This window comes from uncultured Sphingomonas sp. (assembly GCF_964244265.1).
GTDB lineage: Bacteria > Pseudomonadota > Alphaproteobacteria > Sphingomonadales > Sphingomonadaceae > Sphingomonas.
On record NZ_CAXTHV010000011.1, the window covers coordinates 19,278 to 32,678 of the forward strand.

General features: G+C 66.2%; 17 protein-coding genes. All 17 read right to left on the reverse strand.

Going from position 1 to position 13,401, the window contains the following annotated elements; genetic code table 11:
* Positions 1 to 2 precede the first annotated feature (2 nt).
* The gene (locus ACFE7K_RS06215; protein ID WP_375397308.1) at positions 3 to 290 is read right to left on the reverse strand and encodes a hypothetical protein; all 288 of its coding nucleotides are present in this window, start codon (positions 288 to 290) and stop codon (positions 3 to 5) included.
* Positions 287 to 631 carry a hypothetical protein gene (locus ACFE7K_RS06220; RefSeq protein WP_375397309.1) on the reverse strand — a complete coding sequence of 115 codons (345 nt, stop codon included), beginning with the start codon at positions 629 to 631 and terminating at the stop codon, positions 287 to 289. Before ACFE7K_RS06220 ends, ACFE7K_RS06215 begins: the two co-directional genes overlap by 4 nt.
* Before the next feature lie 17 nt (positions 632 to 648).
* On the reverse strand, positions 649 to 1,245 hold the full coding sequence (locus tag ACFE7K_RS06225) for a hypothetical protein (RefSeq protein ID WP_375397310.1): 597 nt from the start codon (positions 1,243 to 1,245) through the stop codon (positions 649 to 651).
* A complete protein-coding gene (locus ACFE7K_RS06230; RefSeq protein ID WP_375397311.1) occupies positions 1,242 to 1,811 on the reverse strand; it encodes a hypothetical protein in 570 nt (189 codons plus the stop codon). Before ACFE7K_RS06230 ends, ACFE7K_RS06225 begins: the two co-directional genes overlap by 4 nt.
* A 121-nt stretch (positions 1,812 to 1,932) precedes the next feature.
* The gene (locus ACFE7K_RS06235) at positions 1,933 to 2,130 is read right to left on the reverse strand and encodes a hypothetical protein (RefSeq protein ID WP_375397312.1); all 198 of its coding nucleotides are present in this window, start codon (positions 2,128 to 2,130) and stop codon (positions 1,933 to 1,935) included.
* Positions 2,131 to 2,569: 439 nt separating this feature from the next.
* Positions 2,570 to 2,746 carry a hypothetical protein gene (locus ACFE7K_RS06240; RefSeq protein WP_375397313.1) on the reverse strand — a complete coding sequence of 59 codons (177 nt, stop codon included), beginning with the start codon at positions 2,744 to 2,746 and terminating at the stop codon, positions 2,570 to 2,572.
* Between the two features lie 26 nt (positions 2,747 to 2,772).
* Entirely contained in the window at positions 2,773 to 3,393 is a 621-nt protein-coding gene (locus ACFE7K_RS06245; protein ID WP_375397314.1) for a hypothetical protein, read from the reverse strand.
* 323 nt (positions 3,394 to 3,716) lie between these two features.
* Positions 3,717 to 5,759 (reverse strand): AAA family ATPase, encoded by a 2,043-nt coding sequence (locus tag ACFE7K_RS06250; RefSeq protein ID WP_375397315.1) that lies wholly within the window; start codon positions 5,757 to 5,759, stop codon positions 3,717 to 3,719.
* 73 nt (positions 5,760 to 5,832) lie between these two features.
* On the reverse strand, positions 5,833 to 6,417 hold the full coding sequence (locus ACFE7K_RS06255) for a hypothetical protein (protein ID WP_375397316.1): 585 nt from the start codon (positions 6,415 to 6,417) through the stop codon (positions 5,833 to 5,835).
* A 61-nt stretch (positions 6,418 to 6,478) separates the two neighbouring features.
* Positions 6,479 to 6,676, reverse strand: a complete 198-nt coding sequence (locus ACFE7K_RS06260) for a helix-turn-helix domain-containing protein (RefSeq protein WP_375397317.1) — start codon at positions 6,674 to 6,676, stop codon at positions 6,479 to 6,481.
* 68 nt (positions 6,677 to 6,744) lie between these two features.
* Positions 6,745 to 7,140: a hypothetical protein gene (locus tag ACFE7K_RS06265; RefSeq protein WP_375397318.1), complete on the reverse strand. Its 396-nt coding sequence runs from the start codon at positions 7,138 to 7,140 to the stop codon at positions 6,745 to 6,747.
* Between the two features lie 77 nt (positions 7,141 to 7,217).
* On the reverse strand, positions 7,218 to 8,597 hold the full coding sequence (locus ACFE7K_RS06270) for an integrase arm-type DNA-binding domain-containing protein (protein ID WP_375397319.1): 1,380 nt from the start codon (positions 8,595 to 8,597) through the stop codon (positions 7,218 to 7,220).
* Positions 8,598 to 9,249: 652 nt separating this feature from the next.
* Positions 9,250 to 9,876: a class I SAM-dependent methyltransferase gene (locus ACFE7K_RS06275; protein ID WP_375397320.1), complete on the reverse strand. Its 627-nt coding sequence runs from the start codon at positions 9,874 to 9,876 to the stop codon at positions 9,250 to 9,252.
* A 121-nt stretch (positions 9,877 to 9,997) separates the two neighbouring features.
* Complete coding sequence (locus ACFE7K_RS06280; protein ID WP_375397321.1) at positions 9,998 to 10,702, reverse strand: hypothetical protein; 705 nt, start codon at positions 10,700 to 10,702, stop codon at positions 9,998 to 10,000.
* Between the two features lie 12 nt (positions 10,703 to 10,714).
* The gene (locus ACFE7K_RS06285; protein ID WP_375397322.1) at positions 10,715 to 10,906 is read right to left on the reverse strand and encodes a hypothetical protein; all 192 of its coding nucleotides are present in this window, start codon (positions 10,904 to 10,906) and stop codon (positions 10,715 to 10,717) included.
* A 149-nt stretch (positions 10,907 to 11,055) separates the two neighbouring features.
* Complete coding sequence (locus ACFE7K_RS06290; protein WP_375397323.1) at positions 11,056 to 12,003, reverse strand: NAD(P)-dependent oxidoreductase; 948 nt, start codon at positions 12,001 to 12,003, stop codon at positions 11,056 to 11,058.
* Positions 12,000 to 13,397 carry a class I adenylate-forming enzyme family protein gene (locus ACFE7K_RS06295; protein ID WP_375397324.1) on the reverse strand — a complete coding sequence of 466 codons (1,398 nt, stop codon included), beginning with the start codon at positions 13,395 to 13,397 and terminating at the stop codon, positions 12,000 to 12,002. Before ACFE7K_RS06295 ends, ACFE7K_RS06290 begins: the two co-directional genes overlap by 4 nt.
* Positions 13,398 to 13,401 lie beyond the last annotated feature (4 nt).

Here is a 13,401-nt window from a genome sequence, read left to right on the forward strand (position 1 = left end):
TCCTATCGGCTCGCCCAAAAGCGGACCTTGGCGTATCTGTCATAAGGGCGGTTCGGATCGCGACGCTGATACCAGCCGTCCAGATCAGGTAGGTTCCAGCCGGCGAACATGTCGGCGAAGTGCCCCTCTCCGATGTTCGCACCGCCCCGCGACACGGTGAGGACGTCGATACCGTCGTGGGCGTCTGCGCCGACCCACCCACCGCCGGGCTCCAGTATGGCCCGCGCTTCGCCATTCTGCGTAAGGGCGGGCCTGCCGTTCCAATTGCGGTAGGTGACGCTGGTCGTCACAGCAGCCGCCGAAAGCACGCGATGACGGTGAGGCTTGTCGTGCCGTCCCCGGCCGTCACGCGCGGCCGGATATTGCGCGCGACGATATCGTCCGCCGGAAAGACCATTGCAGCGGTGGTCGCGGCCGCCCCGATCAGTCCCCAAGTCGTCGGCGTGGCTTCATTCGACGCCTCGACTTGCGCCGATCCGCCCGCGCCGACCGTCCCGAACACCTGCCAACTGACAAGCTCCATTCCGTTCATGACGGCGGGAGCGCCATCGTCGCCGTTCAGCAGCCCGCTCCACTGCATATAGGCCATGTTCGTCTGACTGCGGTCGGTGGTGAAAGCACGGGTTGCCATCGTCTAGTTCCTCTCTGTTATTTGCGGGCGCGGCCGAAGCGCTTCATGTTGGCGGCGGCCTGAAGGGCCATCGGCGACGCCATCGCGAACGTGGCGGCCTCTTCGAGTTTCGGGTTCGCGCGCACGGCGTCTTCGATCCACGACAGGGCGTCGGCGATCAGTCCCTTCGCCCCCTCGCCATGCACACGCTCGATTTGCGCGCGGCATTGGCCGCAGGCGTCGACGTAAGCGGCTTCGCTTTCATACGCGCCCGTAGTGGATAGCCGCGCGATGTCGCCGAACGCGGCGTTGCCGATATCGGCGGGCACGCCTGCGTCGGCGAGCGATCCCTTCAGCGCGCCGAGCGACGTCGTGTCGGTGATCTCGACGCCCGGCGGGAGCGCCTGTTCGAACTGATAGGCAAGGCCGCTCACCGGCGCTTCGAAGCCCTCCAGCGGCTCGCCGTTCGTCAGCGGCGCGGCGGCATCGGTCGCGGTCGTCGCCTTGTGGTGCGCCTCGACCTGATCGAGCAACGATTGCCGGCCCCATGCCGGCGTCGCCGGATCGGACAGCTTTTCCATCAAGGCTTCGAGCGACGGGGCTTCAGCACCCGCCGGAACGGCATTGTCGCTCATGCTGCAATATCCTCTTCGATCGCGGCTCGCGCAGCTTCTTCGTCGGTGGCGGGGGTAACGGTGCCGTTCTTCGGCCGGCCGGGCGGCGGGGCGATCTCGCGCAGCGCGATATCGAGGTGGCCTTCAACGGACGGCGCGTCTGCGGAGCGATCGAAGGCCGCGCTTCGCGACGCGAAAACGTCGCCGTGCGCCAGCCGCTCATAGATCACCATCGGCAGATCGGAGAGTAGCCGGGGAAGTTCGCCGAGCCCTTCGCGGCGCGTCGGGCCGTCCGATGCCTCCCAAAGTCCCTTCGTCGCTTCGCGCCCATCGCGCAGTGCGGCGATCAGCATATCGGCGGCTTCGTCGATCGCGGTGGCGCGCTTACGGGCCGCCCGCGCCAGCGTGGCCAGCCGGGCACGCATCGCCGCCGCGCCGGCCGCTTCCTGATCGACGGCGATCTCGCCTTCTGCCATGCGCACCCGATCGAGCGCGTCGGCGTTGCCGGCGATATCCTGATCGAGCGTCGCGATGCTCGCGCCGAGCCGCGCGATCTCGGCGACCGTGGCGGCATCGCCGGGGCTCATGGCGTTGCGGGTGATCGCGGCGGCGCGGGCATCGGCCAGGGCTTCGCGCTCGACCTGAAGTTCGGCGAGCCGTTCCTGGAGCGCAGTCGCCGTAGCGCGGGCGCTCTCGGCCGGATCGGGATTATTGGATCGTGCCATTGGTAGCCTCCAGTCGAGTGATGCGCAGATCGACGAGCTTCAGTTCGTCAAAGAGCTTTTCGGCCTGAAGGGTGGCGCTTCGGTCCCCACGGGCGGCGGCCGCTTCGGCGACGCGCCCCGCCGTCACGATCGTCTCGCGCTTGGCGTAGAGCTTGCGCAGCATTTCGGCTTCATCGGCCACCGGTGATCTCCGCTTCAGGTGGTCGGACTAGAAGGGATCACGCGGCGAGCGACCATTACGGACAATCGGGCGGGCGACGATCGGCCGCCTAGGGGTGGCAACGCTGCTATGTATAACGGGTTATGCGGTCGGGAAGGTCGGTTCGCTCGGAGCGGCCGCAATGCGTATGAGGTATTTTCACCCCTATGAGGCTCCACGCGAAACGGTCCCCCACCCCCCTCTTCGGGCCGCACTGGCAGATCGCGATTTTCGTAGGCGGCGGCATGCGCCGAGATGGGGGCGGCTAAGGCAGGGTGGCAACGCCGTGCGGGGAGTGACTAGGCTGCGCTGGAGCCCATGCGGAGCCCATGCCGTGCGCTGCTGATCGGATACGCAGAAACCCTAGGACTTAAGAGGCGTTCGGCGGCCTTGCCCTTCGATCAAGTATCAGCGGGTCCAGTCAATTCGGAGGTTGGCCGTCGCCCGCGTTGAACAGCGCGCCAAGCCGAAGCTGCTCTTCACGCGACTGCTCATGAAGCCAAGCGAAGGCGTCATCGAAAGCATCGGGATCATCTGGCCGCATGGCGTCGATCGCCTCGCCGGCCGGGCGGCGATAGACGCGGTAAAGCGTGGCCAAGGCGCAGGACGCGCGATCACGGCTCATTAGAACAAGCTCGCCGGATCGACGTCATCGTGGAGCTTGGCGATATTGCGACGCTCTTCCTCCCGAGCGGAGACGGGCACGGCACGCCCTACAGGGTGCGGGAGCACCTGCGACGGCAACACCGGCGTAGCGGCGGCCAGGGCGTCGTGCTGATCGATCATGTCGCGGCGAAGCGCCTCTGCGGCGATCTGCGCCGCCGTGGGCGGGGCATCGGCCAAGGGCGGCGGGAGCGTCGGCGTGACGTTGCGCATACGGGTGCCGTCGATCACGGCACCGTCAGCGAAGCGCTCGGCGATCTCCAGCATACGCTCTAGCTGTTCGTCCGTCATGCCGTCGATCGGTGTGGTGATCTCCAGCTTTGCATGCTTCGGGAGAATGCCGATCAGCGCCTTCAAGGTGCCGGCCGGATCGTGGAACATGGCGCGGTCGATCACCGACTTACCTCCCTCTTTCCACGCCGCCTCGATATCCGCCATGAACTGTTCGGACCAACGCGCACGGGCTCCCTTCTTTCGTCCACCAACCCCTTTGCGGCCCGTTAAAAACTGACCCGTCACGGCATCGCGATCCGTAGCATCTTCGCTATCGAATGCCGTTGCAGGGGGATCGGTGAGCTTCATCGTCATAACTCCTAGGGGGACACAACAGGGGGACAGGCCACATTTCGACGGCCAAAACGTCGCTGAATTATAGCGCTTTTCCAGACACTTATCGTAGGGGGACAGGGGACAGCCCTTAGTGTCTTGGAACCGTGTCCCCCTGCGCCGCTGCGCGGAGCGCTGCGCGGCGGCATGCGAAGGGGCCGGGAGACAGCATCGGCCGCCCTGTCCCTCATGCTGTCCCCCTGATCGGCGCAATGAGATTGGCGGATTTCTGCGGTTTTCAACCTATCCCGCTCGACAGGGGGACAGCGCGACAAAGGGGTGTCTCTCACTCCGTCCCCCTAAAACAGCGATGCGGGGTGGATCGGCGGCGCGGGCACGACGAACTCGACGCCGCCGGTGCCGAAAGTCCGCTCGATCTGCTTCCCGGCGATCAACCGCTCTTCGATCCGTGCAAAGCGCTTCTTGCGTGTAGCCGGATTGCTATCGACCCATTCGCCGTAGCAATGTTGCCGGAGCAGATCGCGCGGCACCCCCTTGCGGCCGTCAGCCGTGGCCTCACCGGCGGCGAGCATGAGCCCTGCCAGCCCGTCCATGTAGAGCACTTGATGGGGATCATAGTCGGCGACGCTCACCGGCTTCACGATCGCCGCACTGATCGGATCGCCGTCCTCGTCCAACCCGACGTTGACGCTGCGAAGCTCGAAGTCCGCAACCGACCCCGTCTCGGCATAGCGGCTCTTCGTCAGTGCCAGCTTGCGATCCTTCACCTCGCCGGTGATCTCCGAGATTTCGCCCGTCGCGGCGAGGATCACGTCGGCGCTGGCCGTCCAAGCGCTTGATCCGCGCACGCCCGCGCCGTCGCTCTTGCCATAGTGCGCGACCGCGACGACGAGACAGTCAGCATCGCCGGCCAGCTTGTGGAGCGCCTTCATTGCGACCGTGGCAAGCTGCGCGTCGTTCTCGTCGACGCTGAAGGCCGCTGCCACCGTATCGACGGCGATCATGCCGAGACGGAGCCCGAAGCGCTTTTGCATCTCTGCGGCCGCCGCCATGACGATCGCGCCGATCTCGTTCGCATCGGCAATCTCCGCCCACGCGATCGGCAGCATAGCGGCATCAACGCCGCCGAGCCGGTGCAGCCGGAGCGCTTCGAGACGCGGGGCTATCGTGCCCGCGCCCTCTGCGGCCAGGATGAGGACGCCGACACGCTCGCGCACCGGACGGCCGAAGAAGGTGCCACCGGTGGCCAGCGCACCCGCAAGCTCCAGCGACAGGAACGTCTTGCCGATGCGGCTTTGCCCGGCGAGCAGCACGACGCCTTGCTTCGGGAGCCATTCCTTCACGAGCCACGACGGCCGCAAAGCCGCACCGGCATCGGAGAGGAAGCGCACGATCGACGGAGCGGCCACCCGGACGGCTGGCGGTGGGATAATCTCCACGCCGTTGAAGTCGACCGCCGGCGACGCGATGCCCGGTGCGTTTTGCCCGTTGGCGTAGGCGCTGGCCACCTTGCGCTCCAGCCATGCCGCCTCATCCTCAACGCCGCCGAGCGACGCGCACCGGGGTTGATAGTGATCGAGCATGAGGTTCAGGCACTCGTGTTCGGAGATGCCGAAGTCCTTCACCTGACAAGCGACCCGATAGGCGGTGTTGTCACCGCCCTGGCCCTCGATCGCTGGCGGTGCTTCACTGGCAAGATATGCAGCGGCCCGCTCGATCGCGGCCGGCGTATCCAGTTCGCACACCGGCGTCGCGGTATCGGCCGCGCGGCGAGCGACGCCGATCAGGGCGACAAGCCATGCCGGCGCATCGGGAATATCGAGCGAGAGCGGCGGGGTGCCGGCGGCCGGCTCGTAGCGCCGGCCATCGGGCAGCACACACCCCGGCGCGATCGTATAGCCCGCCCCGCGCACGTTGATGCCCTTCGGCAGATCGCCTTCCCCGTTCGTTGGCTCCATACCGGCGGGGCGTCGCATATAGACGTGGCGGCCCTGCCCCGGCGTCTCAACGGCCGGGAAGGCCGCCCCGGTGAACCCTTGCGCGCCGGCGAGAGCATCCCAAGCCGCGACGCCATCGGGGCCGCCGTGCCGATCGGCATCGATCGCCATCACGCCGGCGGCGGTGAGCCCAAGCCCGACAAGGCTATCAGGCCACCGGCTCCACCATGCGCTGATCGTCGCTTCGTCCAGTGTGCCCGCCCGATGGCCGCCGGCGACGCGCGGGCTCTTCGCCGTGAACTCGCCTTCGGCGACAGGGCGGCACGGGAACACCGGGAAGCCGGCCCGCGCATGATCGAGCGCAACGGCAAGGTTCGGCGGCGAGGTGCCGGGGCCGGTTCGGAAGAGATCGACAACACTCGCGGTCATGGTGATCGGGTCCAATGATCCGCAGCGTTATCCGGCGCAGCCGGGCACTGGGCGCGCCGCACGGCGCGAGATGCAGTAAAGGGGTGAGCTAGATGCGCGCCCATCCGGGGGGTGCTTTGCCGGCCTGAAGCTGACTTACCGCCCATCGGTTTTTCGGGTTGACCGCAGCGGTGAGGTGCCCGGCCGGGATCGACCAAGGCCGCTTACGGATCGCGCCCTGGCCTACCGCCACAACCTCCATGACGGCGCGGCGATACGCGCCTCCCCGGCTGGAGCGCCATTGGCCGTGCAGGGCATCGCGCGCGATCAGAGGAAGCTCGCCGACAACGGCAAAGTATTCAGCCTCTTCATGCGGGCGCAGCCGCCGAATGAAGCGCCCGCCGTAGCGCCGCACCTTGTCTTCGTCCGATCCGCGCTTGGCGACCGGCTCCGGGGGCAAGGCGGGTGCGTCGATCGGTGCGATGCGACGGCCGAGCTTGTCGCCGTCCGCTATGCCCCATTTTGTGCGCAGCATATTGCCGCCCATGTTGACGATCTCGGCGACGGGCCGCTCGCCGGGCGCGACGACGCAACCATCCGCTTCGATATTGAGCAGCGCCCGCGCACCGGCCAAGCGAAGGGTCGAGAGCCGCGAAAGCACTTTGGCTTCGGGCGGTTGTTCGCCATAAGTCACGGCGTTCCTTTCTGCGATATCGAGCAGTCGGTGTTCGCGCGCCGGCTGTTTCGCTTTTGGGTCAAGCGGCTTCCCGGCCGGCTTCGAGCCATGCGCGGGCGTCCTCCATCGGGATCAACCGCCGCTTGCCGCGCTTCACGCTGCCGAGCCGTCCTTCGGCAATCAACCGCCATGTCCACGCCGGCGACACGCCCGCCCATTTGCAGAACGCAGGCACGGTAAGCGCGCCGGGCTCGATCGAATCTTCTTGCTTTGCCATCGCTCAATCTCCGGTCGAAGTATCGACCCGGAGACATTGCTAGAGCGGCGGCCACTCGGCGATTACGATCAATCGGGCAGGACCGCGCTCGCCAGCATCCGGTCCCTAATGGCGACCGTAGCTGCTCGAAACGCGGGCGCGCCGGCAAGCAGCCCGCTTAAATGGTGCAGGTGGTCGTCCCAAACACGACGGGCCGCGTAGATTTTTGTCCAGAGGCGGCGAGCTTCGCGCACCACTTCAAGATCAGCGCCTTTCAGTTCTCCGTTGTCGGCGAGCTCGACCATTTGGCGAAAAACCGATCCGTCCCAAGGATCGATATTTTCAAGACGAAGTGCCGCATCCTGCGCGGCGCGCGGCCAGCTAGGACTTTCCCCCGTCGCCCGAAGAATGAGCGCCAGGCGCAGGCGCTCGCCATCGTCAATGTATTTGCCGGTCCGCTTCGGCGCGCCCGCGCCGTCCTTCACCCGGAGGCGGTTTCGATCGCGCCGGGGCAACAGCGCGTCGGTGCCGGCTCCAATCGCGTATCGCTTCCTCCGGTTGCTCATGCGGCTTCGGCCGATCGCAGCGGCACGACATTCCCGGCCGGGCGGCCAAGCGCCTCGCTTTCGATCAGCGACGCCCATGCGCAGAGCGCCGCCTTGCGGGGCTCGAATAGCTCCGACTGATTGTAGGTTCGCATGATCTTCGACGTCGTGGCGGACCCAACGTGGTTCAGGCATCGATCGGCGACGGTGGCGTCGACGCCGAGCCGATCGGAAGCATTGGTCGCGAAGGACGTTCGCAGATCGTGGATCGTCCAGCCCGGCATGACGTCCGGTTCAGGTGCATTTCCGTCTTGTATGCCAGTGCGCGACGCCTCTTCGGCCGCTACCTTCGCGCGGGCGTCGGCAATGGCCTTGTCCAGCCGCCGCTTGCCCTTCGTGAAGCCCGAAACGGGGGAAGCGCCTGTCGTGCTGAAGACGAACGGGTTCGGCCTTGATCGCCCGTCATCGCCCACCGCCTCTTTCGGCCGTGCTGGATCGGCCAGCGCTTCCTTAATGATCGACCGGGCAAGCGGCGACAGCGGCACGCGGAGAGCGTTGGCGCGCTTCGTGCGCCCGGCCGGGAGGGTCCAGATGTCTTCGGCTGGCGCACCGTCGCTGCCGAGATCAAGTTCGGCCACGGGCATCGCCGCGATCTCTTCACGCCGCATCGGCAGCACCATGAGCAGCCGGTAGAGCGGGCCGAACGGATAGCCGAGCGTCCCGGCGGCCGTCCATATCTCGCCAAGCTCGCCGAGCGTATGCGTGCGGTCGCGCTGATTCTCCTTGGCCGGCTTCTTCACCTTTTCGGCCGGGTTGGCTTCGATGATCTCTTCGCCGACGCACCAATTGAAGAAGGCGCGGGCGTAGGCGAGGCTCCGATTTGCGCTGATCGGCGACGTCTTCGCATGTCGGCGCACCGCATCGGCTATATCGGCGCGGATGATCGAGCCCGGCGCGCGAGTGAGCATGTCGCGGAGCAAGCCCTTCTTCCCGTCCAGCGCCCGCCGGGTGGCCGCACCCTGCCGAAGTTGCGACAGCTTGGCCGTCTCATACTGATCGAGCACGTCGCGCAGCGTCGTGCGAGTGCGCCGCGCGATCTCGGCGGCGCGGACGGCCGCCCTCTTTTCCTCATTGGGGTTGATGCCCTCATCGATCTTGCGGCGCATGTCCTGCGCAGCCTTGCGGGCATCGGCGATGCCGAGCCCTGGCCAACGACCTAGGGTGAAGCGCGTGCGCTGCCCGTTCTTCAAGCGAGGATCGCAAACCCATGTCGCGGACTGTTGGCCGATGCGGATTTGTAGGTTCGCTTCGCGATCGTCGCGAAGGACGATGCGCTGCCCCTGGCCAACCTTTGCGATGGCCGCGTCGATCGCGGTCTTTGTGAGTGCAGCGGCCATTCTCGTTCCCTTCGATCATGTACTGCCCCACTATGGGCTCCACATGGGCTCCAAAAATCCGCTGTCATCGGGCATGCCGATTGAGCGACTAATAGAGAATCTAAGAGCGGACCCGCTGATCGGTCAAGCGGGACATAACGTGTTAGAAGGCTTTTCGGTGGAGCCCAAGCTAGTTTGGTGGAGCGTCGTAGAGAAATGAAGATCGAGCCCACGTCGTCTCTTAATCAGCGGGTCCTTGGTTCGAGCCCAAGTGCGTCCACCACATCTCGTATTAATTCAGCGGGTCTTTGGTTCAAGCGGCGTGCGTCCACTTCTATGGACGTAACAGCCACTTATGGTATACTGCAGCCGGATCGCGCCGCCGGTGAGGTGATCGCCACCGCGCTGACCGCCGCCAGGCCAAAGACCCGCTATGAAGCGGTCAAGGGCAGGTTCGCAATACGAGGCGCCGTTGCTGCTGCGAAGCGCACCGTCGATCGTCTGATCGGCAAACAGCTGATTACTATTGTCAAAGACGTGCACCTGTTTCGGGCGCGTTTATGGGACGATGGCAATGGTCGCACCTCACCGGGCGGCTTGTACGGCGGCTGGATCCCGTCAAACTTGGCCCCCGTTCAAGGGCGCGCCGGGCAGCCGTCCGTTAGGCGGGCGGTCAGGCTCTGCCCACCAGCGCTACCAGGGGATCGCTCTTGCGCCCGTCCACGAGCATCTCGACGGTGATCTGCCCGAAGCCTGCCCGCTCCAGATAAAGGCGGACAAGCGCGGCATGTCCCTCGGTATCGAGCGCGCGCCAGATGGCGACTGCCTTTGTCGAGAAGCAGCGGTTGGAGAAGCTGACGATGAACGGCGCCCGCTCCGTCAGCACCCGGCGCACTTCGGCAAAGACCTCCACAGGCCGCTGAAGATACTGCACACCGACGCAACAGAGCGCGGCATCGAACGATCGACTCTCCAGCGGAAGCATGGGGCTGCGATTAAGGTCCTGCACGAACCAGCGGTCCAGGCGAGGATTCGCGGCAAGCTCCTCGGCGTTCATGCCATGGCCGACGACATCGGGGTAGGTGCGATCGGTCGGCAGGTGACTGACCCAGCTCGACATCAGGTCGAGCACGCGCCCACCATCAGGCAGCAGCTCTCGATAGCACCGGGTGAGGGCGGCGATAGCGCCTTCGTCGATATGATGGACCAGCCGCGGCGGTGCGTAAAAGGCCAGGTCGTCGCCGGCATCCTGTTTGGCGAAGGCGCCGGCCGGCAGTTCGGGAAGCGGGTCAGCAATCATGTGGCGCTATCCGTCGTTCCAACCAAGGTACATAGGCGTGCCGGCGACCATGCGTGAGTTGGCATCAGTGAGTCTTCGTGCCGGCAGCGCGCCGCACTGCCCCCCGCAAGATCGGGTTTGTTTAACTCAGCTGGTCCTTGGTCCGAGCGCCGTCATGCCGTCTGTGCTGTCGGCGCCTTGGCATGGGGCGGCTCAGGATGTGATCCACATAGCCCGGAAAGACATAATCGAACTCGAACACCCAATTGTCGCCCAGCGGACCGCCGGCGACCAGGTCGGTCTCGACGAACACCTGCACGCCGTTGCGGCCATAGGTGTAGCGGGTAATGTCGGCGAAGACGGGCGAGGCGTCCATCCGCGCGTCGACTTCCGGCGTCCCTGGTCGCGCGCGGTTCAGCGTGACACGGACGCGACCGTGCAACTCGGCATCGTTTTCGCCGAGCGCCCGGACCCGCATGACCATTGCCTCCAGTTCCTCCAGCGAGTGGACCAGCACTGCCGCGTGAAAACCCAGTTCCGGATCATGCGCCTGCGCCAAGCGCCATTGCGCGACCTCGGACGATCCGCCGACCTCGCGCGCGATTGCGTTATAGACCGCCCGAATCTCCGCCGGCATCTGCATGAGGTAGATGATGCGGTCGGCCCCGCCCTGCGCCTCTGCGTCGAGGATGAAGTGCCAGAACGGGCCGCTGTCGGTGCGCTGCATTTGATAGCATTCGACAAAGCCGAGCGCGCGCAGCAGGCGCGCTGCGAGCGCGCCATCCGTCACGTCGCGATAATGCAAGGCAAGATGCCCAAAGCTGGTCGATGGCCGGGCGGCATCCATGCGGCTTTCCCTTCAGTCCTTCAACTCTATCAGGATCTCGCGATAGGGCTTGCGGCCGACATTGCGTGCCGCCTCGATGCCGCCGCGCTGCTGGACGAACCAGCGGCCCGGCGTGACGTCCGCCTCGATATAGCTGGCGGAACGGCCGGTGGAGCGGGCGTGCGGCACGCCGGCGATGCGGTCGCCGTCCAGCACCACGATCACGTGATCGAGACGATGCTCGTACGGCGCGGTCTCCTCGCCCGGTTAGAGGCTCAGCTCCCAGATGCGGATGCGATCGTCCTCATGAACCAGCCGCGTGCCGACGTCGCCGGTGAGCATATCGCCGAGGTGTACATTCCCGCTAACCTCGCTCATGCGGCAATCCTGTTGATGACCGGGCCGCCGTCGAGCGCCGACAGCAGGTTGCGCGCAGCCGCCGCGCGCAGCCGGGCCATCGCCTCGTGCGTCTGTCCCGCATTGTGCGGAGAGAGGATGACGTTGGGCACGCCGGCCCAGCGCTCCGGTCGCGCCGGCTCGTTGACGAACACGTCAAGCGCGGCGCCGCCCAGGCTGCCATCGTAGAGCGCGACGATCAGTGCCTCCTCGTCGATCACGTCGCCACGCGCGATATTGACGATCAGGCCGTCCGCGCCGACCGCCTCGATCACCGCGCGATCGATCAGGCGATGGGTATCGCCGCGTGCCACCACGACCAGCGTCGTACACCATTGGGCCAGCCCTAGAATGCTCTCCTTGCGCGGCCACGCCGCCGGGCGGGCATGCGGCCCCCACCAGGCGATCTCGCCGCCGAACGGTGTCAGCCGCGCCGCAATTGCCTGTCCAATACGGCCCAGGCCGACGATTCCGAAGCGATGCGAGGACAGCGCGCGCCGATAGGGCGGATACCCTTCCCTACCCCATCGCCCCGTCCGCACCCACGCATCGCCCATCGCGATCTGCTGGATCGCCGCCAGGATCAGTCCAACCGTGTGATCGGCGACGTCGCGGCTATGCATATCGCCGGCATTGGCGACGATCACGCCGCGCGCATCCGCTGCGGCGACGTCGATGCCCTCATAGCCGGCGCCGGCGGCGGCGATCACACGCAGCGCGGGAAGCCGGTCGAGCAACGACGCATCGATACGGTCTCTGCCCGTCGTCAGGATCGCGACGATGCCGGCGCCATGGTCGGCCAACGCGGCATCGACATCGCCGGCTTCCCAAAGCTTGAGCACGTCGAAGCGTTTGATGACGTCGGCACCCAGCCGGGCCATGCCCGGCGTGAACAACAGCAGGCCAGGCTTATTGACCATCCTCATGCCTCCAGCAGCCGACGCTGGACCTGGCCGGTCGCGGGCGTGCGCGGCAGCGAATCGACCAGTTTCAGCCGCCGGGGATGTTTGTGCGGTGCCAGCGTTGCTGCGCAATGCGTGCGCAGCATATCGATCGTGATCGTCGCGTCCGCCCGCGCGACGACAAAAGCCGTGACCACCTGGCCCCAATCAGGATCCGCGGCGCCGACGACCGCCGCATCGGCAATCGCCGGGTGCGCCTGCAGCACCGATTCGACTTCGGCAGGCGAGATCCACTCGCCACCTGACCGGATCAGGTCGCCCGCGCGCCCGACCACCGAGCGATATCCCTCATCGTCGGTCGTCGCGAGATCGCCAGTACGGAACAAGCCGCGTTCGAACGCCGCGGCGGTTGCCGCTTCATTGCGGAAATAGCCGTCGAACACGGTAGGGCTGGCGACCAGCATCTCGCCGTTCGCTCCTTCCTCGATCGTCACGCCAGGAACGGGCAGGCCGACCGACCCCGGCTTGCGATCGATATCGTCGGGCCCCAGCGTGCAGACCGATCCCGCCTCGGTGGACCCATAGGCAATCGAGATCGCAACGCCGGGGAAGGCGTCGCGGATCACGCCGATCAGTTCGGATGTGACCATCGATGTGCCCGTCTCGATGCTGCGCAGGCAGGATAGGTCATGGCCGCCCCGGTCCGCCTCGACGATCCGCCGCAGCACTGCGGGAATCGCGCGCAAGGCGTCGCAGCGGTGGCGGTCGATCGCCTCGATCAGCAATCCTGCCTCCGCCCGGTCGACATAGACGATTGTCGAACTCTGGAGCCACCAGCGCAACGCCCGCGTCCAGCCCGCCATGTGGAATTGCGGGAACATCACGACCGTCGGCGGCACCGGCCAATGACTACCGACGCCGATCCTGAGGCGTTGCGTCCGGTGCGACAGCAGGCAGCCCTTGGGATCGCCCGTTGTTCCGCTGGTATAGTACATCACCTGCGCGTCGGTCTCTTCGACGTCGGGAAAAGCGCGCCCTGCCCCACCGTGCCGCGCGAGCAGCATGTCGAGCGTCATGCGGCCACTCGCTTCGTCGCCAAGCACGAGCGCCGGCTCCGCATGCGCGATCAGACCGTCGATCTCGGCGGCAGGCGCCTTGGGATTGAGCGGTGTGAAGATCGCGCCAATAAGTGCGGTGCCGAAATGGATCATTACGGCGTCGAGGCAGGTTTCCGCGATCCAGACGACGCGGTCGCCCCGCCCTATCCCAAGTGCCAGCAAGGCCTGCGCGACCGCCTCCGAAGAGGCGGCCGCTTCCGCGAAACTGATCGCCCTGTCGCCATGCCATGCCGCCCGACGCGCGGGCGTGCGTACCGCCGCGGTGCGGATGATGTCGCCGACGAGCAGGCGCTGCGTCAATCCC

What these genes read in the sequence shown, in the direction of transcription:
- ACFE7K_RS06220 (WP_375397309.1), bottom strand. Translation starts at nt 631, where the DNA reads ATGGCAACCCGTGCTTTCACCACCGACCGCAGTCAGACGAACATGGCC.
- ACFE7K_RS06225 (WP_375397310.1), bottom strand. Translation starts at nt 1,245, where the DNA reads ATGAGCGACAATGCCGTTCCGGCGGGTGCTGAAGCCCCGTCGCTCGAA.
- ACFE7K_RS06230 (WP_375397311.1), bottom strand. Translation starts at nt 1,811, where the DNA reads ATGAGCCCCGGCGATGCCGCCACGGTCGCCGAGATCGCGCGGCTCGGC.
- ACFE7K_RS06245 (WP_375397314.1), bottom strand. Translation starts at nt 3,393, where the DNA reads ATGAAGCTCACCGATCCCCCTGCAACGGCATTCGATAGCGAAGATGCT.
- ACFE7K_RS06260 (WP_375397317.1), bottom strand. Translation starts at nt 6,676, where the DNA reads ATGGCAAAGCAAGAAGATTCGATCGAGCCCGGCGCGCTTACCGTGCCT.
- ACFE7K_RS06270 (WP_375397319.1), bottom strand. Translation starts at nt 8,597, where the DNA reads ATGGCCGCTGCACTCACAAAGACCGCGATCGACGCGGCCATCGCAAAG.
- ACFE7K_RS06275 (WP_375397320.1), bottom strand. Translation starts at nt 9,876, where the DNA reads ATGATTGCTGACCCGCTTCCCGAACTGCCGGCCGGCGCCTTCGCCAAA.
- ACFE7K_RS06280 (WP_375397321.1), bottom strand. Translation starts at nt 10,702, where the DNA reads ATGGATGCCGCCCGGCCATCGACCAGCTTTGGGCATCTTGCCTTGCAT.
- ACFE7K_RS06290 (WP_375397323.1), bottom strand. Translation starts at nt 12,003, where the DNA reads ATGAGGATGGTCAATAAGCCTGGCCTGCTGTTGTTCACGCCGGGCATG.